Below are 22,963 nucleotides of genomic sequence, written 5' to 3' on the forward strand. Positions count from 1 at the left end.
GAAAAATAGCGCTGCGGAATCTGTCTATGAGACGTTAGCTATACTTGCCATGTATTACTTTGCAGTTAGTGTTTTCTATTCGATTGACTTATATATGCAAAAGAAAAATAGTTAATAGATTAGACAATGCTGAGAGTCAGAGTAAAAACAAACGATATAAAGGAGTCTAACAGTGCGCATTAAGAATTATTTTTTGTTTATCTTTCCACTCATTTTACTAGTAGTAGCTAGCTGTGATCCATCTTTTACGCCTAAAGAAAAATACTATTCAAGCACCAAAAGCACAAATCTTGAATTAGAAAACGTTCAATTAGTATCAATAGGCAGTTCTAAATACGAGGTAGCAAGTTGTTTGAAGAAGAAACCAAAATTTATAGAGATTACTGAGCAGCCTCCGTATACTACCTACATTTACGGAAAAAGTACAGAAAAGTATGATGTTGAATTTAAAATTATAGATAATCAAGTCAGCAGATATGACTTGATTAGTAACAAGTATGCTACAGAGAAGGGAATACATACTGGTGACAGCAAACAAAGTGTCGTTAGGGCATATGGTAAAAATTATTACGAAAGAGAAGATACCGGAGCAACAATAATAGGGTATTTTGATAAAACTCATAAACTCAATATTGAGTTTTCTTTAGATGATAAGGACAAAGTTGGAGGGGTTTTGGTTCAAAAATTAAATAATTAAGATGAGTAATGATCATTTATTTGCAAAATGAAATATATTGACTAGTAAATTTCAAATAATAGTAATAGAGGAGAATATGCTGATGCTTGGGGAAACATTTACATTATTAAGGCCTATTTATTACCTGATCGCAGTTTTTTCAGTATGCAATTTGGTGTATATAATTTTCTTGAGAAATAAAGTCAAAGCAAGTAGTTATGTAATCGTCAATTCTTTTTTCTTTTTAATAATTGCAGCAGCCTTATTGTTTCAAGAAGGCATCATTGTAGATGAATTTAATCGTTCAGGTGATTCTGTAACCTTTTATTTAACGATGTTATTGGGCTTTTTGTTTATAGCTAGTTTCATTTTTCAAAGAAAGAAAATGAGAGATAAAAATTGAAGTAAATAAATATAATCATGTTTGCTGTAACTTTCAATATTTGCTCTTTTATGTAAATTGAGTGTTAGGGCGACCAATCTACAACAAATAAAGGGAAAGGATTTTTCTATTGAGCAACTTTATTAAAGTAGTACCGTCAACTTTTATACTTCTCTACATAGTATTCTTCTTTTTAAATATTTCGTATCGTTACGGTGTTTCTTATTTATACAGCTTTTTTCTTTTTTTGTTTTTGTCGTTAATATCTGTAGTTTTATGTTTAGTAATATGGTTTAAGAATAAGGAACGTCTTTTTCTATTTTTGACCGTCGTTTCAATCCTCCAACTTATGTTTACTGTTTTTATTTATCTTTTACCAGAAGCAGGAACCAAACCATTGATCTATGAAAAAGCAATTATAAAAGAAGAGGTTTTAAATAAATAAGCTTACACAAAAAAACTTCAAGAATGTGTATCTAGTATAAGGCTATTAAAGAGATCCCCTTAAATAAAGAGGATCTCTTTGATGTAGGTGTTTGTAATAGTAATTATATTAACTAGAGCTGTATACTTTTTCATTAAAAAGCGTTGTTTCATACTTATTAAAAAAAGAAATGTGTACAGTTAGTTGAGGAAAAGAGATCTGTCACTATAGGTTTCTTTCTTCGCTTCTAAAAAACCATTATTTTATATTTTAACCATAATATGTTATAATGTTTTAAAAATGGTGGTGTGACAATGAGCGAAGATAAAGAAACACCTGAAAGAAGAAGAGAGAGATTAAAACACGAAGAGGTAAAAAGAAATCCAGCTGGGAATATGAACGATGCATTTAATAGAAATGAAGCTGGAAACTTATCTGGTTTAGCAGGCAGCTTAGGATGGAAGGGTCTTGGTGTACTTATTACTGTAATGATTATAGGTTTTATCATTGCGTCACTATTTTTAAAATAATATCAGGTTTATAAATTAAGAGTACTGGAGGCGCTTTTTTGAAAAACTATGCAGTGTTTATTGGTAGTTTTATATTGTTGCTATTTGCTTTTCAAATTGTTTCTGGTCTATTTCTTACACTTACATATGTACCTGAGACTTCACAGCACTTGAGTAGCTCAACGGTCAGTATTTTTTCTGTTAATTATCCATTTTTAAGTTCGATTATAGCGGCCACTTTTTCATTTATTATTTCAAACAAAGTATGTAAAGTTAAGAAGAGTACCTATAAATAAGTAGGTGCTCTTTTTGTGCTGAGAACAGTGATTACTATTTTTAATAAATTACATATTCCTTTTTATGGTATTGTATATAGATACGTATTAAATACTGTTGAAAGAGGGAGATACTTAATGTTGCAATCACTAATCTTTGATATGGATGGAACGCTGTTTCAAACAGATAAAATTTTAGAATTATCACTTGATGATACCTTTAACCATTTGCGTACACTCAACCAGTGGAATACTAGTACTCCTGTTGATAAGTATCGTGAAATCATGGGTGTACCGTTACCCAAAGTATGGGAAGCTTTATTACCTACTCATTCAGGTGAAATAAGAAAGTATACGAATGACTATTTTTTGAAAAGCTTAGTTGAGAATATAAAAAAAGGCAAAGGCGCTTTATACCCTAATGTAAAAGAGGTCTTTAGCTATTTAAAAGAAAATAATTGCTCCATTTACATAGCAAGTAACGGTTTGAAGGAATATTTAGAAGCGATTGTAAACCATTACGATTTGGATAAGTGGGTAACAGAAACATTTAGTATTCAACAAATCCAAACGCTCGATAAAGGAGATTTAGTCAAAACGATTATAAAGAAATACGATGTAAAGCACGCAGCAGTAGTGGGAGACCGTCTATCGGATATCAATGCTGCAAGGGATAATGGTTTAATGGCAGTGGGGTGCAATTTTGATTTTGCTCAAGAAGCTGAGCTTGCACAGGCTGATGTGGTAATAGATGATTTAATGGAGTTAAAAAGGATTGTATCCAACATAAATAGTAGCTTGTCAGTCTAATAGACTGATCCTCGTATATAACTATTATAGATGGTTAATGTCTCAATTATAGACCTAAATCTACTGAAGTTGAAACATAAGTAATGAGCGGTTCCCCTGTAATTTAAAATTTTTACATAATCTTTTCTTGTCATTAATAAATGGTTTACAATACTGAGCTATGCTTAGGTTAAGATTTCCAAAATAGTTTTATATTAAAAATAATTCTATAAGAAAGGAGATTTTTGATTGTGACTTCGCATATGATTCGTAAATCTGATAGCGCTCACTTATATATTAGAGAATATAAGATAAAATTGACACTCAGCCAGTGGGAGCTTGTAAGCACTCAGAGATAATGGTTAACCCAACTATAAAAGAGGAAAACCTCCATCTTAATTTAGATGGGGTTTTTTGCATTTCTTTTATTAACCTTTTAATTGATTAACTATTTAGACTTTATAATAAAAAAGACTAATAAAAGTTAAAAAATGTAATAAAAAAGAGGAATATTATTTAAGTGAAATTAAAATAAAGCACAACTAAATATGCATTTTTTAAATGTTTTACCACTTTTTATTGACCATAAAAATTTAAAAGAATTAAAATAAATATAAAGTAAGTAGTTACTTACATTTTAAAATTAGTTTGTAGGAGGATGAATATTTTTAATGTATAGTTTAAGTTTTCAAAAGGTCGACGAGGCAAATGAACGAGTTGGAGCAAAAGCTTTAAACCTTATAAAAATGAAAAGAAAAAATTTACCGATTCCAGATGGATTTGTTATTCAAATGGAAGCTTTAAAGCGATATATTGAATGGAACGGGATTGATTGTCAAACGGATAATATACACGAGAGAATTTTACACGGGGAAATTCCTATTGAAATTGAATCGGATCTCATAGAGGCATTTCGAAACCTAAAGTGCTCTTATACATCGGTAGCTGTTCGTTCATCATCTAGTGCTGAAGATTTAGAAGGTGCATCTTTTGCTGGCCAGTATGAAACCTATCTTAATGTGAAAAGTACCGAGGATTTTTTGAGTAAAGTGAAAGCGTGCTGGGCCTCCTTTTTTACTGAAAGAGTCGAACAATATACTCAAAATATGTATGCTAATTTTGATGAAGTTTCAATGGCAGTTGTTGTTCAAGGGTTAATTCAGTCCGAAGTATCGGGAGTGATATTCAGTCAAAATCCTGTCACTCATAATACAAAAGAAATGATGATTAATGCCAGCTATGGATTAGGAGAAGCCATTGTATCGGGCTTAGTAACACCTGATGTTTACCTAGTTAATAAACAAACTTTTAAAATAGAGAAAGAAAAAGGGCTAAAGGAAGTAAAGATAATTCCACTTGCTGAAGGCGTTGAAGAAATCGAAACAACGGAAGATGAGCAGCAAAGGTTTTGTTTAACAGACGAGAAAATTATTGAATTGGCCGAAATAACAAAAGAAGTAGAAGCTCTTTACCAACATCCCGTAGACATAGAGTTTGGGGTTCAAGACAATCAAGTATATCTATTACAGGCAAGAGCTATTACTACATTAACAGAGGCCAAAGAATTAACTCCTTTCCAAAAAGATATATCTTTAAGTTTCGACGATATGGAAGAGTTTTGGATTTTAAATGACACAAGTTTTTCTCATGCTGTTAGTCCTTTGTACGCTTCATTTATTATTCCGGCATTTTCTGAAGGAACAGCTGCTAGTTTTAAAAAATTAAAGTTTATGTTTAATAGACTTAATTTAAAACTTTATAAAGGTCATATCTATACAAAAATGGAGCCTTTTAAAGGAGATTCTAATAAAAGATTCCAAGAAAATAAAGAATTGATGGAAAGTATTTATCCAATCCTAACAAAACGAATGAATCAAATAATTACGGAACAATTCTTGCCTTACTATAACAAATTAAATAGTTTTACCTATGAAAATCTAACCCTTCAGAGAGGAAAAGAGATTCTTCAAAGTTTAGCTGATTTTTATAAAATGGCATATGATCTGCACTTTGATATTGTTATGCCTCAAATGTCTTTAAATACTATAGTTGAAGAGTACTATAAAAACCTTACAAATAAAAAATCCGGACATGATGTTTATGAGCTATTGACCGGAAAAATGAACAAATCGTTGGAAACGGATCAACAGCTTTCTAGACTTGCTTTAACAGTGAAAAGAGATAGTGAACTTACTGAAATTTTTCAAGAAGAATGCACAGAAACTTTATTAAAGAAATTGGAGGGAAATAAAGCAGCAAAAAGCTTTATGGCTGAAGTAGATACTTTTCTAAAACAGTATGGATATCGAAACGTTGTAAGTCACGATTTTGTAGGAGAAACTTGGCTAGAGAATCCTCTTCACGCATTATCAATTATTCAAGGGTATGTTAATGACAATTACAACTTTGATGAGAATTTCAAACAGACGGTCAAGAAACGTGAACAGAACTATAATGAATTCCTGGAACAGATAGCGGATAGCAAACACAAAGAAGAGTTTAAAAAATATTATCAGTGGGCATTAGATGCATCCGTTATAAGAGATGACCATCATTTTTATATCGATGCAATGCTGGATGCAAAAGCACGTTTGTTCCTACTTAAGCTAGGTAATTTACTAGTACATCATCATGTTTTTCTAGTGGAAGAAGATGTTTTCTTCTTATATCTTGATGAGCTAGAGACTCTTTTAGAAAATCCAGTAGACATGACAAAATTAATCGAGAAACGGAAAAAAGAACATGTAGAACATGAGCAAACGTCTAATTTACCTAGATACTTCGGCGTCCCTGAAGCAGCTCAGCTGAAAGAAGCTGAGAAATATATGGGAGCTATTGAGGAAGATGACGCGAACAGCGAACATTGTATTAAAGGGTTAGCCTCTTCTTCAGGAATCTATACCGGAAAAGTAACAGTCATTTCAAATACGAAAGACTTTTCTAAGCTGGAAAAAGGTGATGTTTTAGTATGTAAGACCACTACTCCACTTTGGACTACTTTATTTCAAACTGCGGGGGCTGTTATCACCGACGCTGGAGGTATTCTTTCTCACTCGGCAATAATTGCACGTGAATATGAAATTCCTGCAGTAGTTGGTACGAAAATAAGTACGGATAAGCTAAAAGATGGCGATATGGTTATGGTCGATGGTACGAATGGAATTGTCACGCTTTTAAATGACTAAATGATTCTCTTCGCTTCTATTTGACAACAGCTCTTTTTCCTTTATATACTGCCTAATGGAAAGTAAATACTTACATTCAGGAAGCATAAAGGATGATTAACATGAAAAAAGATGAAACAAAAAAGAAGATAACAAAAGCTACAATAGAACTGCTTAAAGAAAAAGGCTATAAAGGTACTACCACTAGAGAAATTGCAGAGCAAGCTGGCGTTAATGAATTGACGGTTTTTCGCCACTTTGGCAATAAAGAAGGCATTATTCAAGCTATTGTCAAAACAACAAGCTTTTCACTTGAGATTTTTGATAAATCAATTGAATGGGAGCTTGAAAAAGATTTGACGAATTTCGGTTACCTGTTACTAAAAGACTTTGATAATAACCGAGACATGATTTCAATTGCTTTAAAAGACCCTTTAATTTTCTCACAGGCGCACGAGGAAATTATAAAAAAAATTAATGATACGAAAAAAATATTAAAAGAATACTTTGAAGAAATGCAAAGGAAAGGATATATCAAAGAATTAGATTGCTGCACACAAGCAGAGATTTTCCTAAGTACGTATTGGGGATATTTTATGTATAAACTAAATTTTGGAGACAAAGCCTTACATGCGGATTATCAAGATATGATAAAAAACAGTATAAACACGTTTATAAAGGGAATTTCTCTCCACTAAAAGGAGGCATTAATGTTTGGGTAAACATAAAGAGCTTATCTTGATTATTTCATTGCTAATTGGGACATTTCTTGTACCAATTAATTCAACCATGATTGCCGTTGCTCTATCAACTATATCAGCTCATTTTAATGAACCACTTGCAAATATTTCGTGGGTAGTAACTATTTATTTGATTGTAATGGCTGTTACTCAGCCTATCGCTGGAAAGCTAGGAGATTTGTACGGAAACAGAAATATCTATTTATGGGGCGTAGTGTTCTTTCTTATAGCATCTTTAGGATGTATATTTTCAACTAATCTCATTTCCCTTATTATTTTTCGATCACTGCAGGCAGTAGGAGGAGCTTTACTCACCCCTAACACGATAGCCATCATTAGATATGTGGTGCCAAAAGAGCGGCTTCCTAAAGTTTTAGGTGTATTTGGAATGGGAATGGGATTGGGTGCTGCAATTGGACCATTGCTAGGGTCTGTATTGCTTGAAAACTTCAACTTGGAAGCTATATTCTGGGTGAATGTGCCTTTTCTTTTCTTAGCTTTAATCAGTGGCATAGTTATGATTCCTAAATCTAATGTAAAAAAACAAGCAAGTACTTTAGATATTCAAGGTTCCATCTATTTAGCCATTAGTATTTCCTTATTGATTTTATTAACACACGGTATGGAGATTACTAAGGCTTTAATAATGGGATTAGTATTTGTTTTATCTTCATTCTTGTTTATCAAAAGAGAAAATACGGCAGAAAACCCGATTATCAATTTTTCTTTGTTTAAAAATGCCACCTTTACAAGCGCTAATTTGTCTATTATGCTTAGCAATTTTGTTATGTATGTGATTTTATTAATTATGCCGCTGTTAATGAAGGCTCAATTTCACTTATCTACAGCACAAACGGGTATTGTTTTATCGGTTTTTTCGATTTCAATGTCTTTAAGCGGCTGGATAGGAGGATTGTTAAACAATAAGTTTAGTTCTAAAAAAGTGATTGGCTTTTCTTTTGCTATGATCATTTTCTCTACTATTCTTTTTCTATCTTTAGAGAACGTTGGATCTATTCTTTTTCTTATAGTGGCTTTAATTATTGGAGGTTTTTCGACCGGAATAGGTCTAACAAGCATGCAGATTGCCTCGCTAGACTCGGTAAGCAAAGAGCAATCTGGTACAGCCTCTGGCATTTATTCAACGTTTCGTTATTTCGGAAGTATTATTTCGTCCACGCTTATTGCTCTTGTTACAAGCTATAACTCCATCTTCATTGTTTTAGGGTTATCGGGGGTAGTAGGTATACTAGTAGCTAAAAACATTAAATCTGGTAGCCAAGACATGATAAGCAGCAATAATTCCAGTGCAAAAGCATAGTTATTTTTTGATAAAGCTTTTGGTTATATATGCGATTTACTAATTAATCTATAAAAATAAGTAATGCTTCTGAAATAGGAGCATTACTTATTTTTTGACTAAATTTCTATGGATTGCTTTTTTAATGGTAATATTTAGCTGAAGGGATATACAGATAAAAAGTTCAATTACAATGGGAGAAGGGTTAATCTTATTTATCATTACAAGTATATTTATAGTAGCACTAGAGCTAAAAAACGGGGGCGAGGTTGAAAGATAAAACTTTTCATTATGAGAAAGGCGGGGATGAAATGGTAATCGGAATCGCATTAACTGTTTTAGTATTAGGTCTTATGTTTGCGAGTAGACTAAGCCAAGGAAAGTCAGCTAAAAAAAAATATATAGTATGGGGAACGACTATTATATTATTAATAACTCCATTCTTTTCATGTGTTGTTTCTATTCTGTTTAGTATTAATCAAGGAGATGATTTTGCAGAAGTTGGTTTAATGATGTTATCATTGCCGCTTTTCTTTTTAATCGGAGTCCTTACTCTTCTGATAGGTATTTTTAAGAAGTACAATATGAATAAAATCTATTTAGAAAGCAAAGAAAGCTCTAAGGTTTATTTATGGGGCTTTCTTTACTTCTTATTATCTCACTTAATAATATGATGATTATAGATATAATGGATCCTATAAAAATAGCAAAATTAACTACTCCAATTCCCATACCAGTTAATCCTCCGTAAAAATAGCTTATAATAACAATACTTAGACTAACTATTCCTGCAATTAAAGGTATTGTATATTTTAAAGAAGATGTTGTTCTGCTCAGTTTGTATGAAAGTAAAAGTAAGCAAGCAACTGTAGTTATAACAATCAAGTACATTATAGGCATTTTTAACCTCCTTGAGCTGTATGACATAAATATTACCATAAATTTACACATCAATAAATGTTTTTTTGAATTAAAGAAGTTCGTTAAAAAAAGAGATATTTTCAATTAGTCTTCATTAAAGGAGGAAGGGAATATGAAGGAAAACCTCACTATAACAAAAGTTATGGCTTACATAACTAGATTCAATGAGCCCTATACAGAGTTACTAGTTTGCGAACATAGAGATTATCCAGAAGCAGGAGTTCAAGTTCCAGCCGGTACTGTAGAAGAAGGAGAAACAATTGAAGAAGCTTTATATAGGGAGGTCAAAGAAGAATCTGGATTAATGGAGTTTTTATCCGTCACAAAATTGAAAACATATGTTTATCATCATGAAGGTAAAAATCAATATCATGAACGACATGTTTTTCATTTAGAAGTTCAAAAAGAAACGGCAGAACGGTGGGAATATAAGGTGAATTCTGAAGGGGAAGATGCAGGATTAATCTTTTTCTATTATTGGGTTCCTGTTGGAGCTGTTCCTAAACTAGCTGCAAATCAAGATGACTGCATTAATCAGTTATTCGTATAGTTTTGAATTTACTCATAAAAGAAACATGCATTTAAACAAAAAATAAAACCGATTTTCATATTATATTAAACCGTCCATAAGGAGAATAGGAAACATGCTTAACCAATTAAAGTTGTGGGCTAAAAAGTTAAAAAAGCAGCTATTTATCTTATACTTAGCTTATAAAGATAACCGAGTATCTTGGTATACCAAAGTATTTACTGCTTGTGTGGTTGCATATGCCTTCAGTCCAATCGATTTAATTCCTGATTTTATACCGGTTTTAGGCTATATTGACGATATAATCATTGTTCCTTTAGGAATTATGCTTGCTTTAAAGATGATACCTAAAAATGTAATAGAGGACTGCACAATAAAAGCAGAAGAGCTCATTCAAAATGAAAAACCTAAAAATTGGGTTGTGGGTTCAATTATTATCATAGTATGGCTACTTATTTTTACGTGGAGCTGTTTTACTGTTTTTAAGTTTTTAAACTGAATGTACTCTTACAAAGAAAAAAATATATTAGGTTTACTATCGATCGTTATGATAAAAAATGGTAAATGATATATATAATTGAAAGGAGTACATTAGAACACATGCAGCAAATTGGTATTCAAGAAAAAAATAGACAGAGCTCTCTTTCAATGTATTTTCTCCATATTTATCTTAAAACAGAAACAAAGATTGTACCTTAGCGCATAATTGATAACCATAGGTATCAATTATGCGCTAATTTACCTCTATGCCTTTTGAAGAAATGTTCGTTAATGGTTATATTTTTATATAAATTAGATTGATTTACAATTAGAAATAAAGGTTGAAATCAAGCTAATAATCCATTTGTTTAGTACGGTTTTTTTACTATCCACTTTTTAGAGATGTAGTGTAAGAGAAAGCCTCTGTACTGATTTATAATATAGTAGCTAGCAATATAGAGTATACTTCCAAATAAGAAGCTGTTAAGAATCATGCCTGTTAAAAAATTCTTTCCTACTTTTGCTCCTAGTTCTAGTCGATTATCTAAATCTTCATCTGTATTCTGAAGTAAAGTTTGATCAAGATCGATTGGGAATATATATCCTCCAACTAATGTATTCAAGTAAAACATCAACGGAAAGGCCCACATAAAAAACATTCCACCAATGAGTCCTGCTATGCTGTTTCCTTTACATAATTTAGCTAAACCTACGGCTAGTATAAGGCCAAATCCAAAGGTAGGAACAAAGTTCACAACAGAACCTAGACTAAAACCTAGCGCAACTTTATGTGAATGATCTTTTAATCGTAATAGTTTAATAAGTAAGTATTTAAACCGGCGCTTCAAACCCGCTATTTTGCTCACATTATTCCCCCTATCCTTTACCATGCAGCCTCTATTTTTCTTTTTTATGTTCACAATTATAAAAAGGTGCTTTATTGTATGAAAGATTTGGCGGTATATACGTAAAACAGTAAGGTCAAAGAATAGTAACTTTAACCATTATAAGTATATTTATACTTTATATGACAAAACAAATAATTACCTCCTAATAAATCAAGTGATTTTTAGAATTGTCACGAAAAATTCACAAATAGGTTGTTTCTTTTCTATTTCTCCCTGCTAAAATTTTATAGTCAAGAACAAGAAAAATATAACATCGGGGGATATACTTAGTGAAAAAGATAATTTCTTCATTAGCTTTATGCTCATCATTGATTGTTTTACCAACAATAAGCCATGCAGCTTTAGGGGACAAGCTATTAAAAGAAGGTATGACAGATCCAGACGTAAAAGAATTACAGGATGTTTTAAGACAGAAGGGCATATTTTCAGCTACTTCGACTGCCTATTTTGGTTCAATTACAAAAGATTCAGTTCTAAGCTTTCAGCGTTCTCATAGTTTAACCGCTGATGGAATGGTGGGACCTAATACATATCAAGCGTTAATAGCTAATTCAACAAGTGCGGTTACAAGCAGTACACTTCTGAAATATGGAATGACTAGTAATGAAGTTGAAAAAGTACAGCAGCTGTTAAAGGAAAAAGGTTACTTTAACGCCACACCAACAGGCTATTTTGGCACAATTACTCAAACTGCCGTTATGAATTTCCAACGGGATCATGGCTTAGCTGTGGATGGAATAGTAGGTCCAGCTACTTTAAATGCCTTAAATAACGCATCTACTAGCGCCACTGGTTCTTCAACTGTTAATAGTTCAACGCAAGCGACAGCTAGTGATATTGTGGCTTATTCTAAAAAATTCATAGGGGTGCCATATGTTTGGGGCGGAACTTCTCCAAATGGTTTCGATTGCAGTGGTTTCATTTATTATGTATTTAAAAATGGAGGTGGAGTAACTGTACCGCGAACAGTAGCCACCTTGTATCAGTCAGGAAAAAGTACATCTACTCCGAATATTGGAGATATCGTATTCTTCGATACTACTGGAGGTCCTTCACACGCTGGAATTTATATTGGAAACGGGCAGTTTATTCATGCTGGAAGTTCAACTGGTGTAACTATTGCATCGTTAAGCAATTCTTACTGGGCACCTCGTTATTTAGGAAGTAAATCTATCCTCTAATAGATTACTAGTAAAAAACACAGCAATTCTAAGCAGCTGCTTGATTATTATTTATGTAAATAAAGTAAAAAGTCCTGATATATAGTCAGGACTTTTTATTATAGCCACCAGTTAGCCATTCAAACGTTAAACATTCCTTATATAAGCTTGTTCCATTGAGTGGCTTTGATAGGTTTGAGTGTATGTGGTAAACATCGAAACATTGGTAAGTATTCCTGCAGCAAGCATTAACAATGTCAGCGAAGAACCTCCAAAGCTTATAAAAGGTAGGGGGACACCGGTAATAGGAAGAAGACCCGTGACAGCTCCAAGGTTTACAAATACTTGAACAGCTATCATAACGAAAATATTTAGAAAGAATGTTTGTTAAAGTTTTACCTTCTAACTTTTATATAAAAGCTGTGATTACTTGCAGCGCGCAAAAATTTTTTGAAGATTACCTTTTTATTTTTATGAATATTGAGCTTTATGATACGATATGAAGTGAACTTTTTAAATGAGGGTCTATATGCAAAAAATTAAAGGTAAAAGAGTAAAGATCAGTATATTCATGCTGGGATTAGGGATGATTTTTTTCCTGTTTGCCGGGAAAGAGCTTGTAGTGAACGAAAAGCCTGTAAAATCTGACGTGATTATTGTGTTAAGTGGTGATAATGATAGACTGGAGAAAGGAATTGAATTATATAAAAAAGGATATGCGTCTCATTTGATCCTTTCGAATGGTCAAGAGAATAATTTTTATCATCAAGCCAAAGACTCTGGAATACCTAAGGATTCAATTATATTAGAAAATCACGCTACAAGTACTACGGAAAATGCTAAATTTACAAAAAAGCTAATGATGAATTATCACTTTCAATCCGCTATCGTTGTTTCTTCAAACTATCATATGAAAAGGGTAGAAAAAAACTTTAATAAAGAATTTGAGGATACCCAAATACAATTAACCTATTGTTCTAGTGGAAGTCGTTATTATAATCCACAGAGATGGTGGGAAACTGCTTTAAATAGAAAAGTTACTTACACAGAATACGTCAAACTTATTGGCAATTATTTTGGTTTTAGCGGAAAGAAATCTAAAGAATTATTAAGAGAATTTATTTAACAAAATAGCAAAAAGTCCATAGGGAATGCCTCTATGGACTTTTTGCTATTTGAAATTCCGGCTAGTTTAACATAGTCTTGTAAGCTCATATGAAACGGAATGATAATGGATTATTTGTTTAACATAAAGGAAAGCACGGTGCCCCATATAAAGATTACTAAATAGAATAACCTTTGCAGCAGACCGGTAGGCATAGGAACAAAAAATACAAGCATAATGAGTAGGAGAATGATTAGTAGGGAAATTAAGCAGCCATAAGTCCAATACTTGCCGCTGCTTAAAGATGATGTATACATCCAAAGACCAGCTAAAACAGTAACCATGCCAAGCTGAGCAAGTATTGAATGCCAAAATAAATTAATATCAGCCGGTATAAAGCCTGAAACAATATTACCTAAAGCTAATATAAGAATAAAAGCTGTTGCTAGTTGGCTTTTTCTCGTTTTCTTTAGGTTTTGTGAAATGTACAAAACACCAATTGAAAGTGTCAATCCGTTTATGATAAACAATACGTTCATCCAGAAATGGTGAGGAGAGCAAATTTCATGAGGTGCAATTGAATAGGTGTAGTTTCCACAAGAAGTTACACCAAGATCACTCATTGCGTGATGTAAAAAACTGTAGGGAGCAGTTGAAGTCAAAATAAAGAAAGGTTCAACTAAAAAATACAAGCAAGTAGCAAACCAGCTTAAAATGCCAACCTTTTTTGATATATACAGAATCATCACCTCTTAAAAAGCGTTATATACGAATTATATATCCAAATAATGTTAAAAAGAATGCCCTTGAAGCCTATTTTTATGTAGGGCTTGGGGTTGATGTGAGGAAGGAGGACAAAGTGTTTAACTTGGAGGTGTTTAGGAAAGGACCTCTTTACTAATGCTTTGTAGCGCTAGAGAGGTCCAAAAGCAGCTTGATTAGAAATGAATAACGCTGATTATACGGCCTAACTTACATGGAGTTTAATGTATCCAAAACGCGGTGGCATTCAAGATGTTTTCTCTAGAATTTAATAATCTGCTGTTTTTTGAATATCTACATCATATTCATGTGCAAATGTTTCTAATTCCTTAAAAACATTTGGTGGATTAAATAATGCTATTCTCATATTCCACCCGTTTTCTACTTTTACTACTGCTAATTTTGATTTCCAACTTAACCGTTTAAATACAATTCTTTTAATGTCCCTGGGTTTAACGGTTTTTGCATATACTTTAAACCATAATATATATATTCTATAGGTTAAAGTATCTCTGTCTATCTGAAATTCATATCGGAGAAAAAGGGAAAGAAACAAGCAAAGGATAGCCAAAAGGTTTAAAAAGGCAAGTTCTTTATGTTGAACTGCTTGAATGAGTAATAAAGTATTTAAAAGTAATAAAGGATAAACAACAGTTTTTTGAGCGGTAGCTTTAAATAACATAAAGTCTCCTTCCTTTAGTAAATAAGCCAACTTATTTTTCTTCTATGATATTATTTAGTTATTGATTTAGATTAGATTTATATTGGGAGGTCTTTTATATGTATAATACCATTTCAGATTTTATCAAAGAATGGAACAACGAAGCCATGCTGACTCAAAAAGTTTTAGATAGCTTGACAGATGATTCGTTGAAACAACAAGTGTATCCTGAAGGGCGTACGTTAGGGAGAATTGCTTGGCATTTTACAACAAATATTCCAGATTACCTAACTGAATTCGGATTAAGTATAGACAGAATTGAAAGTACAGCAAGCGTTCCATCTTCAGCACAGGAAATCGCTATAACCTTTAAAAATGTAAGTTCTCATGCTGCTAAAATTATCGAACAGCAATGGACAGATGAATCTTTAGAACATACGCAAGAAGCGTTTGGAAGAACCCAATCAAATGCCACAATCTTAATGGGACTAATCAAACATATTGTTCATCACCGAGGTCAAATTACCATTCTTATGCGTCAAGCAGGCCTAAAACCTGCTGGAGTTTATGGGCCTCCAAAAGAAGATTGGATTCATTTAGGTGTGGAAAATCCACCGCTTTAATAATATCAGGTAAATAAAAAAGAGGCTGCCCATAGAAAATACTATAAAATTATTTTCCAGGCAGCCTTTACGTAAAACCTAATTAATCATTTAGTGCTTACTCTGAAAAAGATTTTGAGTAATGTACAACACCTTGCACATTTTTTAGAGATCCTTCTGTTAACTCTATGGCCATAAAAAATTCTTCAGGCACGTCAAATGGAGCATATATATTCCATGAGCTAGCTGGTTTAAATCCAAACTTAGGATAGTAATCTTTGTGCCCTAAAACAATTACTGAATGATAACCAAGCTCTTTTGCGCGTTTTAACGCAGCGTGTATTAGTTGGCTCCCAGCTCCTTGTTTTTGATACTGAGGTGCAACTGAAACTGGAGCAAGTGCTAAAGAAACGGTAGCGTTATCACCATCTATAATTGTTATTTTAGATAAAAGAATATGACCTACAAGGTCTGCATTCTGATTAAATGCGACCAATGACAGTTCAGGAATAAAGGCATCTGACTTTCTAATCCGTTTTACAAGTAAATGCTCTTTTTGATCGCTGTATTCTTCATTTAAAAAAGCACTTTTAACAACTTCTTCCGTTTTATTATATTCTTCAGTGAGTTCTTGTTTAATTAAGATATCCATTTATAGTCTCCTGTCCATTTGGTGAATTACGGATTTTTATACTCCATAAATGGGGATTCCTTTATGCAAACAGCCATCAAGGAAGCTTACTCACCCAGCTTTAAACATAAGTTTAACAAACAAAAACCTCCAAAATTAGTATGTATATATTTTATATTGTTCTATTTTATGAGTCCACCTTTAGTACACAATATTTGTTAATTATTTATGGTAAAATATACTATATATGTTAAATTAGAGTGTGTAAAGAAGGTGTAATATCTGATGTTAAAATTATTATTTGTATGTTTAGTAAGCTGCTTCATCATTTATATAGGGAAACGTATATGGAAAGAAGGTAGTACCAATTTTATTGCTGGATACGGAAAGACATTTACCCCTAGAAATGAAAAGCAGCTCGCTAAAGGATTTGGACTTGTTATTATGTTATTTGGCTTTGAAACTATGATATTCCCCATTCTCTCTTTATTTTTTGAAGGGGTTGGGTTTTATTATGGATTGCTGGTTGTATTAAACTTCTTCGCTATATTTGGACTTATGATAAAGGACCAGGTGCAAAGAGAAGCCTAAAGGGGGAGAAAACAATCAATAAAAATATTCGGCTTATGATTGGTTTAATCGGCACTATTATCCTATGTTTTTATGGAATAAGAGGTTTATTCATGCATGAAACAATACCGTTTTCTTCTTATCTCTTTGCGGTAGGTGGAGCTATTTCTACCATTGCTCTTATCTGAGAATTAATAAAGAAAGATGCAGCTTAAATTGAAAGGAGTAATGATGTGAAAAGACGATGGATTTCCTGGTGGATAGCTAATATAATTTTGATCATACTTTTCGTCGTAGGAACAGCTGTTGTCTGGACAAGAGAAGTGGATGGAGCGGGTGTTACCCAAACACTAGAGCTGAAATTGTTCGCATTTATAGTGTTGCTAATCGCATTTATTTTTCCTTTGATTATCCAAGTTATACGGCTAATTATTAATTTAAAAACTAGTAAGCATGTACTATAGAAAATAGGAATGATGTTATGAAATAGAAAGGGTGATATGTATGCAAAGTAAAAAGTGCTCTAAATGTGATTCAGCTCTAACCAAAGCCCGTATTCAATCATCACCTGGTACAGTAGGTATAAATAAAACACCGAGCAGGGGATTAAATAACAATCACCATTACAGTGAGTTAATACCTTATGTTTGTTCAAGCTGCGGTTATGTGGATTTTTATGTGGAGGAGCCTAGAAAGTTTGTTTAATAGAACTTTTAGGATTGTTCGTTTTCGAATACATTATGATACGTCACTGAACTTGGTATATCGCCTAATGTCAATTTTACTTAAAGGGTAAGGAAAATGATTTCCGGAGGCTATTATGAAGAGAACACTTAGTTTTCTGTCAGTAGTTTATTTAATCGTTCTAACTGCATGTAATCAAGAAAGTTTAGGGACGAATACAGAGAGTTCTTCTGCTATCGTTGTTGTAGTTGAAAACAAGGAATATAACGGAACAGAAGATAAATTAGATCAAACACAAGAAATAGGAGACCAAATAGGGACAATAGAAAAGGAAACCAAAGCAACTAAAATGCCCGCGGGTAATAATCAATCAAACTATTTTACAGTTGGTTCAGAAATCTATTCACTAAAAGGAACAGAGGATTATATTATAGTTAAAGATAAAGATCATAAAAGTCAGTTAATGAAAAAGGTAGTTCAAAAAAGGTGAGTGTTATCTAATATTGTCAAACAAGATTTTAAGTCTCTTAACGAATATAAATATTATCTTGATACATTCCGCTTTTCCACCAGGAGTATTTGTCTTACCCTTCAATCAACTGCTAGAAAGACCTAAACAAATGAAGGCTGCGTTTAGCTTAATAAAAATAACAAACTATTAATCGCTTGATCAATAGCTCGTTTTTTACTTCATCTAAAATACTTTTGTCTCAACCTCTTTTTTCACCAGAATTTCTACTTCCGACTTTCTTATTCTCGAAAAAGAACTTTCCTGACACTGTTTTTCTAACCCTGAAATAAGTTCAACTAGATAAAAAAAATTGTTGATATGTGTAAGTTTTTGATGATAAATCAGTTGAACTGAAGGATTGAAAATCTACCTTTTCTTTTGTATAATAAGTTCAACAGAAGTTCAACTAAAAAAAGAGGTGTATAGAGATGAAAATTTCACGTTTTAATAAAGACTGTGGGAACTCAGTCGATATGAATATCATAGATGGATATCTATTTGATTTCCAAACCAACGTAGTAGAACTCCAAAAAGAAGCTGCTGATTCATTCTTCACAGATGCGGTGACAGCACCAGAGGAATTTAAAAAGCGTATCTTATTATCTACAACCATTGGAGAGGAAGAAAAAGAACGTTATTTCTTGGTGGGTGACATTGCCGCCAGCCAACAATTAGCAAACAATCATATCAATCGTTTACATAATAAAATTACAAGTCATATTCCATACGTAACATTTTTAGCTGCCGTTGCATACTACCACGCGTTACATACAAAAGATCAAAAGGACAACAACATCCAGATTGACTATTTCTCTACAATGTTACCAATTTGGTTACTAAAAAAAGAAAGTACGTTTGGTGAAGCGCAAAAGGCTATGGCAAATCGCTTTGTAGGTGATCACACTTTTTATATCCATACCCCAGGATTTGAAAAAGAATTAAAAGTATCTGTGGAGGAAAGTGTTTGTTTAAAAGAAGGTGAAATCGCACGTTTTGCGTTAAAGAAAGACCTAACGCTTCAAGACCGTGAAGATGCTAATGAATATGTGGAATGTGAAACCGTAATGATCGATATTGGTGGAGGATCCATTGATGTTGTAATCTTACCTGAAGGGTTGAAGGCTGCGAACAGTCGTGAATCGTTCCAAAGTATCGAGGGTATTCCCTACTTAGCACATATCGATAAGTTACGAAAAGAGAAATTCCCAGAGTTGTTTACCGATTTACGCGCTTTCGATCAATTTATTTTAGATAACTACAGCAAACAAAAGTTTGAACTAAAGAATGAAAACACAGGTGAATCCATTGATTTAACAGCTCAAATCAAATCTTCTCTAAGAGATTATGTAGAGATCTTACTAGCTAAGTTAAATGATGTCGCCCCACCACCAGCAAATAAAATCCGAAAATATGTATATAGTGGCGGTGTCGCTCCTACACTAGAAGTAGCGATTATGAATAGCATGCGTGAAAAAATTGGCGAAGAACGCACAGAGAAATATCATAAAGTGCCTGAGGATAGCCGTCACTTAAATTTATTCGGCTTAGAAATCCGAAGCATGGGGTACCTTCAAAAGAAACAAGCCGAGAAGAAAGCCGTTAAATCCTAACAGCGTAGGTGATAACCATGTCAGAGCGTCAAAACGCCTTTACGATTAAAACTAATCAGTTGAGTGATGAAGTCTATGATATACTTGCAAAATATGCAAAGTCTCGAAAATTAGGGGACTATATTTCATCTCTAATTGTTCGTGACCTTCATAGTTCATCTTCCAATCAAGTAGAAGCAGGACACAGAACAGAAGAACTTCTTGAACATATCAATTCCGAACTACGGGAATTAAAGAAATTAGCTCAGTCCAACGGGTTTGTGAGTAAACAAGAGGAGATAGAAGAGAAGCCTTCAGAAAGCCACCAAACCTTCAAAGAAGGTAAGGTTGCAGATCTAGAGCAATTATCCGGGTCATTAGATGATGATGATTTAGAGGAATATAACGATTTTTAATTAAAAAAGCTAATGGTATGTGAGACGAGACTGTCCCACATACCATTAGCTTTTTTGTTTTCAATATGTCTATTCGTTTTTGATACATTATCATATGTACAAAAAACGTGTTAAGCCTAAAAAAAATGGAAGGAAACAGTTTATTTATGGATAATAATAATTAGTATGAGTACTTTTATTTATTCTAAATTTGCTTTGTCTCAAGAACATTAATAATTAAGTTTAGGTATTCTAAATACCATATCGAAGCTCAATCACACCATGAAGTGTTAGATAAAAGGTACGCTTACCGTCTCCCAAGATGACAAGGACATTGCGGAGTTTAGGTTGGATTCAAACGAATAAACATGACTATAAATTTATTAGATTAATAGCTTGCTAACTCTGAAGGTATTCAGAATTAGCGGGCTATTGTTTTTACATTGAAACGCTTGTACGTGAATTTAATTTATATAGCTTTTTTAAGCAACATATAATTGATTGGCTCTAATTATTTAGTCACGATAAGCGCTCGAATAATTTCATTCCAGTAGTATTTGAAATCTTTTTTACTCGTATCTTTTTGTGTTAAACTCATCGATTCCTTTGTATTTTCTTTTTTTATGGTCATTATGATTTCCCCTTATCTCTTTATATTTAGTATGTTGTGGTTTGATTTACCATATTTTATAATGAAATTAACGATCGTTACAGATGAACATTCCGATTGAATCAATCGGAATACCCGATTATATAGAGGTGAGGAAAATCGAAATAAAACAACTGATTACATTTAAAACAGCTGCAGAAAATTTAAATTTCACCTATACGGCTAAAATTTTAAACTTTGCTCAATCAAGCGTTACCGCTCAAATAAAAGCTCTTGAAAATGAACTTGAAACGCCTTTATTTGAACGTCTCGGAAAGCGCTTGGTTTTAACAGAGGCAGGCAGAGAATTTAAAAGGTACGCCGATAAAATGATTCAACTGACTAATGAAGCAAAAAATGCTGTAAGTGGAGTGGAGGAACCTGCCGGTACACTTATTATTGGGTCTTCTGAAAGTCAGTGCACGTATAGATTGCCTCCAATATTAAAAGAGTTTAAGGATCAATTTCCAAAGGTTAAAATGATTTTTAAGCCCATTTACTCTCAAGCACAAACAAGAGCGCAGCTGCTAGACGGAACTCTTGATATCGCCTTTACAATGGAGCCTATTCAGCATCATGATGCAAATCTACATACGCAATGTCTTGTTGCAGAAAACTTAAAAATTATTGCTTCCCCTCAGCATCCTTTAGCTGATAAAGCGGAAATCTACTTAGAAGATCTTGAGAATGAGACTCTTTTGTATACCGAATCAGGATGTTCATATCGTGTAGTATTGGAAAACTTGTTTCGTGAGGCGGGTATTTGTACATCAACTAAATTTGAATTTGTAAGCGTAGAAGCTATTAAGCAATGCGTTATGCTAGATTTAGGTATTGCCATATTGCCCGAAGTAGTAGTAAGAGGAGAGCTAGAGAACGGCATATTAAAAGAATTGGCTTGTACTAAAGTTGATACGCCTCTTTATACACAAATGTTTTGGCATAAAGATAAATTTATGTCTCTTCCTTTACAATCTTTTATTCAATTGGCTTGTAGTACTTTTGGGTTAAAGTATAAGGGGATTGAAAGTAAGAATCTCTAGGTACATTATGCTGACTAAAGAATTACAAAGGATACATAAAATAATCTAATATCTTTCCTAATAAGATAAGAGGTGAAGGAAATCTTCATTTCTTTACTAATACATAGATGAACCTTAATAAACTAGATTTTAATTGGTGAAATCTGAGTTAGGAGTTGATCTGATTTGAAAATGGGAGTAAATCAAATTGAACTAAATGGTTTAACATTTCAATATCGAGAGTCGGGCGAAGCTTCGGCACCCGCTATTATTGCACTTCACGCTTTGGGAATGAGTGCAGAGTCGTGGGATGAAGTAGCAGCTGTATTAGGGAAGGAATATCGATTTTTAGCTTTAGATCAGCGAGGACACGGTGGAAGTGAAAGAACCGGCACCTATACGTTTGAACTTATGTGTGATGACTTACTTCAGTTCGTAAATGCCATGAATTTGGAGCGCTTTACGTTGATTGGGCATTCTATGGGCGGTACGGTGTCCTATCTTTTTTCTGAAACATTTCCAGAAAGGGTAGATCAATTGATTGTTGAAGACACTCCTCCACCTTTTACAGGAGAAAAGTTCGAAATCCCAGCCAAACCGCCTGGTTCTTTACCGTTTGACTGGGAGGTTGTACCTTCAATCCTTCAACAGTTAAACACCCCCAATCCTAAATGGTGGGGAAGTCTTACAGAGATAATTGCACCTACTCTCATCATAGGAGGAGGATCTAGCCATATCCCTCAAGATAAATTGCAGGAAGTTTCTAAGCGCATTCCAAATTGTAAATTAGTAACGATAAAAGGGGCTGGACACGAGGTGCACGCAGGAAACTTATCCGCTTTTTTAACTGCTGTGAAAAGCTTCCTTGCTTCGTGACTTTCTGGAGCTTTTATTTAATTTGAAAGACTGTTTAACTAAATATAATTTTTAAAAGTTATTAAACTTTTATAGAAAGGGAGACTATACGTTAGTCTCCCTTTTAACTTGTGTATATGTTAATATATAGATTATATGTAATAAAATTCATAATTAAATAATTTTTGTGGAAGATAAATAAATGCTCATCTAATGAGTTATAGAGAGTGCTATAACTCATTAGATGAGCATTTTTGAAAGGAGGAGAGTTTCTTGTTGAAATTTATAGAAAAAGGTTTTTTCTACGGCCTTATTTTAGGAGGATCATTAGGTTTCTTTGTGATTCCATATAAAGAAGTTGAATCAGTCGGTGATGGTGTAACAGAAACAACCTATTTAAACCTTATTGATTTTATTATTCATCTCATTCGTTTTAGTGTAGTTATGGCTGTACTGGGAGCGGTAATAAGTTTCTTTCTTTATAGAAAAAAGAGTTTGTAGTGATTCACCCAAGCTGGAGGGCAAGGCGAAGACTCCTGCGGGAAAAGCGGAGCAGGTGAGACCCCGCAGGAGCGCAAGCGACGAGGAGGCTCAGCGGCCGCCCGCGGAAAGCGAAGCCTTGCACGGAAATCAACTGCGGTGTCACAAGCGATGCACCTCATGTATACTA

The 22,963-nt window shown here is 33.3% G+C and carries 27 protein-coding genes; 21 read left to right on the forward strand and 6 right to left on the reverse strand.

All coding sequences use genetic code 11. The features are described 5' to 3' along the window. The first annotated feature begins 172 nt into the window (after positions 1-172). The 8 genes from AC1VNJ_RS20730 (at position 173) to AC1VNJ_RS20765 (ending at position 8,933) form a co-directional block, all read left to right on the forward strand. On the forward strand, positions 173-697 hold the full coding sequence (locus AC1VNJ_RS20730) for a hypothetical protein (protein ID WP_482641233.1): 525 nt from the start codon (positions 173-175) through the stop codon (positions 695-697). 82 nt (positions 698-779) lie between these two features. Continuing rightward, the gene (locus AC1VNJ_RS20735; RefSeq protein WP_028413899.1) at positions 780-1,079 is read left to right on the forward strand and encodes a hypothetical protein; all 300 of its coding nucleotides are present in this window, start codon (positions 780-782) and stop codon (positions 1,077-1,079) included. Positions 1,080-1,796: 717 nt separating this feature from the next. Further along, positions 1,797-2,012 carry a DUF6366 family protein gene (locus tag AC1VNJ_RS20740; RefSeq protein WP_034265158.1) on the forward strand — a complete coding sequence of 72 codons (216 nt, stop codon included), beginning with the start codon at positions 1,797-1,799 and terminating at the stop codon, positions 2,010-2,012. A gap of 392 nt (positions 2,013-2,404) precedes the next feature. Next, positions 2,405-3,076, forward strand: coding sequence for an HAD hydrolase-like protein (locus AC1VNJ_RS20745; protein WP_430050860.1), 672 nt, complete (start codon positions 2,405-2,407; stop codon positions 3,074-3,076). A 650-nt stretch (positions 3,077-3,726) separates the two neighbouring features. Beyond that, positions 3,727-6,240: a PEP/pyruvate-binding domain-containing protein gene (locus AC1VNJ_RS20750; protein ID WP_482641234.1), complete on the forward strand. Its 2,514-nt coding sequence runs from the start codon at positions 3,727-3,729 to the stop codon at positions 6,238-6,240. 101 nt (positions 6,241-6,341) lie between these two features. Continuing rightward, on the forward strand, positions 6,342-6,917 hold the full coding sequence (locus tag AC1VNJ_RS20755) for a TetR/AcrR family transcriptional regulator (RefSeq protein WP_226313282.1): 576 nt from the start codon (positions 6,342-6,344) through the stop codon (positions 6,915-6,917). Between the two features lie 16 nt (positions 6,918-6,933). Next, positions 6,934-8,280 carry an MFS transporter gene (locus AC1VNJ_RS20760; RefSeq protein ID WP_482641235.1) on the forward strand — a complete coding sequence of 449 codons (1,347 nt, stop codon included), beginning with the start codon at positions 6,934-6,936 and terminating at the stop codon, positions 8,278-8,280. 248 nt (positions 8,281-8,528) lie between these two features. After that, positions 8,529-8,933 carry a hypothetical protein gene (locus AC1VNJ_RS20765; protein ID WP_482641236.1) on the forward strand — a complete coding sequence of 135 codons (405 nt, stop codon included), beginning with the start codon at positions 8,529-8,531 and terminating at the stop codon, positions 8,931-8,933. Here the strand turns inward: AC1VNJ_RS20765 and AC1VNJ_RS20770 are convergent. Further along, positions 8,878-9,210 carry a YesK family protein gene (locus AC1VNJ_RS20770; protein ID WP_482641275.1) on the reverse strand — a complete coding sequence of 111 codons (333 nt, stop codon included), beginning with the start codon at positions 9,208-9,210 and terminating at the stop codon, positions 8,878-8,880. The genes AC1VNJ_RS20765 and AC1VNJ_RS20770 overlap by 56 nt on opposite strands. An 82-nt stretch (positions 9,211-9,292) precedes the next feature. On the opposite strand from AC1VNJ_RS20770, the gene AC1VNJ_RS20775 reads away from it, so the two are divergent. Further along, the gene (locus tag AC1VNJ_RS20775) at positions 9,293-9,730 is read left to right on the forward strand and encodes an NUDIX hydrolase (RefSeq protein WP_482641237.1); all 438 of its coding nucleotides are present in this window, start codon (positions 9,293-9,295) and stop codon (positions 9,728-9,730) included. Positions 9,731-9,824: 94 nt separating this feature from the next. Beyond that, positions 9,825-10,208, forward strand: a complete 384-nt coding sequence (locus tag AC1VNJ_RS20780; RefSeq protein ID WP_028413889.1) for a YkvA family protein — start codon at positions 9,825-9,827, stop codon at positions 10,206-10,208. A gap of 349 nt (positions 10,209-10,557) precedes the next feature. Here the strand turns inward: AC1VNJ_RS20780 and AC1VNJ_RS20785 are convergent, their stop codons facing one another. Further along, the gene (locus AC1VNJ_RS20785; protein ID WP_482641238.1) at positions 10,558-11,055 is read right to left on the reverse strand and encodes a DUF2062 domain-containing protein; all 498 of its coding nucleotides are present in this window, start codon (positions 11,053-11,055) and stop codon (positions 10,558-10,560) included. 311 nt (positions 11,056-11,366) lie between these two features. Here AC1VNJ_RS20785 and AC1VNJ_RS20790 point away from each other — a divergent pair, with 311 nt between their 5' ends. Continuing rightward, positions 11,367-12,278 (forward strand): C40 family peptidase, encoded by a 912-nt coding sequence (locus AC1VNJ_RS20790; protein ID WP_028413887.1) that lies wholly within the window; start codon positions 11,367-11,369, stop codon positions 12,276-12,278. A 126-nt stretch (positions 12,279-12,404) separates the two neighbouring features. Here AC1VNJ_RS20790 and AC1VNJ_RS20795 read toward each other — a convergent pair whose 3' ends face one another. Continuing rightward, positions 12,405-12,626 carry an FtsW/RodA/SpoVE family cell cycle protein gene (locus tag AC1VNJ_RS20795; RefSeq protein WP_372454480.1) on the reverse strand — a complete coding sequence of 74 codons (222 nt, stop codon included), beginning with the start codon at positions 12,624-12,626 and terminating at the stop codon, positions 12,405-12,407. 160 nt (positions 12,627-12,786) lie between these two features. On the opposite strand from AC1VNJ_RS20795, the gene AC1VNJ_RS20800 reads away from it, so the two are divergent. Next, positions 12,787-13,383, forward strand: coding sequence for a YdcF family protein (locus AC1VNJ_RS20800; RefSeq protein ID WP_482641239.1), 597 nt, complete (start codon positions 12,787-12,789; stop codon positions 13,381-13,383). A gap of 110 nt (positions 13,384-13,493) precedes the next feature. Here AC1VNJ_RS20800 and AC1VNJ_RS20805 read toward each other — a convergent pair whose 3' ends face one another. Together AC1VNJ_RS20805 and AC1VNJ_RS20810 are read right to left on the reverse strand one after the other, a co-directional pair. Beyond that, complete coding sequence (locus tag AC1VNJ_RS20805) at positions 13,494-14,108, reverse strand: DUF998 domain-containing protein (RefSeq protein ID WP_098113387.1); 615 nt, start codon at positions 14,106-14,108, stop codon at positions 13,494-13,496. Between the two features lie 284 nt (positions 14,109-14,392). Continuing rightward, the gene (locus AC1VNJ_RS20810) at positions 14,393-14,806 is read right to left on the reverse strand and encodes a hypothetical protein (protein WP_034265100.1); all 414 of its coding nucleotides are present in this window, start codon (positions 14,804-14,806) and stop codon (positions 14,393-14,395) included. A gap of 98 nt (positions 14,807-14,904) precedes the next feature. Between AC1VNJ_RS20810 and AC1VNJ_RS20815 the strand changes: the two genes are divergently transcribed. After that, positions 14,905-15,408, forward strand: coding sequence for a DinB family protein (locus AC1VNJ_RS20815; RefSeq protein WP_099330807.1), 504 nt, complete (start codon positions 14,905-14,907; stop codon positions 15,406-15,408). Positions 15,409-15,505: 97 nt separating this feature from the next. Here AC1VNJ_RS20815 and AC1VNJ_RS20820 read toward each other — a convergent pair whose 3' ends face one another. Next, a complete protein-coding gene (locus tag AC1VNJ_RS20820; protein ID WP_033578558.1) occupies positions 15,506-16,039 on the reverse strand; it encodes a GNAT family N-acetyltransferase in 534 nt (177 codons plus the stop codon). Positions 16,040-16,303: 264 nt separating this feature from the next. Here AC1VNJ_RS20820 and AC1VNJ_RS20825 point away from each other — a divergent pair, with 264 nt between their 5' ends. The 8 genes from AC1VNJ_RS20825 to AC1VNJ_RS20860 all read left to right on the forward strand — a co-directional run bounded on the left by AC1VNJ_RS20825 (position 16,304) and on the right by AC1VNJ_RS20860 (position 22,794). Beyond that, positions 16,304-16,609: a hypothetical protein gene (locus tag AC1VNJ_RS20825; protein ID WP_482641240.1), complete on the forward strand. Its 306-nt coding sequence runs from the start codon at positions 16,304-16,306 to the stop codon at positions 16,607-16,609. A gap of 212 nt (positions 16,610-16,821) precedes the next feature. After that, entirely contained in the window at positions 16,822-17,052 is a 231-nt protein-coding gene (locus tag AC1VNJ_RS20830; RefSeq protein WP_482641241.1) for a DUF3923 family protein, read from the forward strand. Positions 17,053-17,408: 356 nt separating this feature from the next. Continuing rightward, positions 17,409-17,762 (forward strand): hypothetical protein, encoded by a 354-nt coding sequence (locus AC1VNJ_RS20835; protein ID WP_482641242.1) that lies wholly within the window; start codon positions 17,409-17,411, stop codon positions 17,760-17,762. Between the two features lie 449 nt (positions 17,763-18,211). Next, complete coding sequence (locus AC1VNJ_RS20840) at positions 18,212-19,393, forward strand: Alp7A family actin-like protein (RefSeq protein ID WP_014460729.1); 1,182 nt, start codon at positions 18,212-18,214, stop codon at positions 19,391-19,393. A gap of 17 nt (positions 19,394-19,410) precedes the next feature. Continuing rightward, a complete protein-coding gene (locus AC1VNJ_RS20845) occupies positions 19,411-19,788 on the forward strand; it encodes a hypothetical protein (protein WP_098113384.1) in 378 nt (125 codons plus the stop codon). A gap of 747 nt (positions 19,789-20,535) precedes the next feature. Continuing rightward, positions 20,536-21,459, forward strand: a complete 924-nt coding sequence (locus AC1VNJ_RS20850; protein WP_049163905.1) for a LysR family transcriptional regulator — start codon at positions 20,536-20,538, stop codon at positions 21,457-21,459. A gap of 165 nt (positions 21,460-21,624) precedes the next feature. Beyond that, positions 21,625-22,314: an alpha/beta fold hydrolase gene (locus AC1VNJ_RS20855; RefSeq protein WP_482641243.1), complete on the forward strand. Its 690-nt coding sequence runs from the start codon at positions 21,625-21,627 to the stop codon at positions 22,312-22,314. Positions 22,315-22,566: 252 nt separating this feature from the next. Next, on the forward strand, positions 22,567-22,794 hold the full coding sequence (locus AC1VNJ_RS20860) for a hypothetical protein (protein ID WP_049163909.1): 228 nt from the start codon (positions 22,567-22,569) through the stop codon (positions 22,792-22,794). Positions 22,795-22,963 lie beyond the last annotated feature (169 nt).

It is taken from the genome of Priestia sp. 3CA3, from assembly GCF_056836725.1.

Coding starts and splice junctions, on each gene's coding strand:
- AC1VNJ_RS20735 (WP_028413899.1), top strand. CDS start 780: ATGCTTGGGGAAACATTTACATTATTAAGGCCTATTTATTACCTGATC.
- AC1VNJ_RS20740 (WP_034265158.1), top strand. CDS start 1,797: ATGAGCGAAGATAAAGAAACACCTGAAAGAAGAAGAGAGAGATTAAAA.
- AC1VNJ_RS20745 (WP_430050860.1), top strand. CDS start 2,405: ATGTTGCAATCACTAATCTTTGATATGGATGGAACGCTGTTTCAAACA.
- AC1VNJ_RS20750 (WP_482641234.1), top strand. CDS start 3,727: ATGTATAGTTTAAGTTTTCAAAAGGTCGACGAGGCAAATGAACGAGTT.
- AC1VNJ_RS20755 (WP_226313282.1), top strand. CDS start 6,342: ATGAAAAAAGATGAAACAAAAAAGAAGATAACAAAAGCTACAATAGAA.
- AC1VNJ_RS20770 (WP_482641275.1), bottom strand. CDS start 9,210: ATGTGTAAATTTATGGTAATATTTATGTCATACAGCTCAAGGAGGTTA.
- AC1VNJ_RS20775 (WP_482641237.1), top strand. CDS start 9,293: ATGAAGGAAAACCTCACTATAACAAAAGTTATGGCTTACATAACTAGA.
- AC1VNJ_RS20780 (WP_028413889.1), top strand. CDS start 9,825: ATGCTTAACCAATTAAAGTTGTGGGCTAAAAAGTTAAAAAAGCAGCTA.
- AC1VNJ_RS20800 (WP_482641239.1), top strand. CDS start 12,787: ATGCAAAAAATTAAAGGTAAAAGAGTAAAGATCAGTATATTCATGCTG.
- AC1VNJ_RS20805 (WP_098113387.1), bottom strand. CDS start 14,108: ATGATTCTGTATATATCAAAAAAGGTTGGCATTTTAAGCTGGTTTGCT.
- AC1VNJ_RS20810 (WP_034265100.1), bottom strand. CDS start 14,806: ATGTTATTTAAAGCTACCGCTCAAAAAACTGTTGTTTATCCTTTATTA.
- AC1VNJ_RS20815 (WP_099330807.1), top strand. CDS start 14,905: ATGTATAATACCATTTCAGATTTTATCAAAGAATGGAACAACGAAGCC.
- AC1VNJ_RS20820 (WP_033578558.1), bottom strand. CDS start 16,039: ATGGATATCTTAATTAAACAAGAACTCACTGAAGAATATAATAAAACG.
- AC1VNJ_RS20825 (WP_482641240.1), top strand. CDS start 16,304: ATGTTAAAATTATTATTTGTATGTTTAGTAAGCTGCTTCATCATTTAT.
- AC1VNJ_RS20835 (WP_482641242.1), top strand. CDS start 17,409: ATGAAGAGAACACTTAGTTTTCTGTCAGTAGTTTATTTAATCGTTCTA.
- AC1VNJ_RS20840 (WP_014460729.1), top strand. CDS start 18,212: ATGAAAATTTCACGTTTTAATAAAGACTGTGGGAACTCAGTCGATATG.
- AC1VNJ_RS20845 (WP_098113384.1), top strand. CDS start 19,411: ATGTCAGAGCGTCAAAACGCCTTTACGATTAAAACTAATCAGTTGAGT.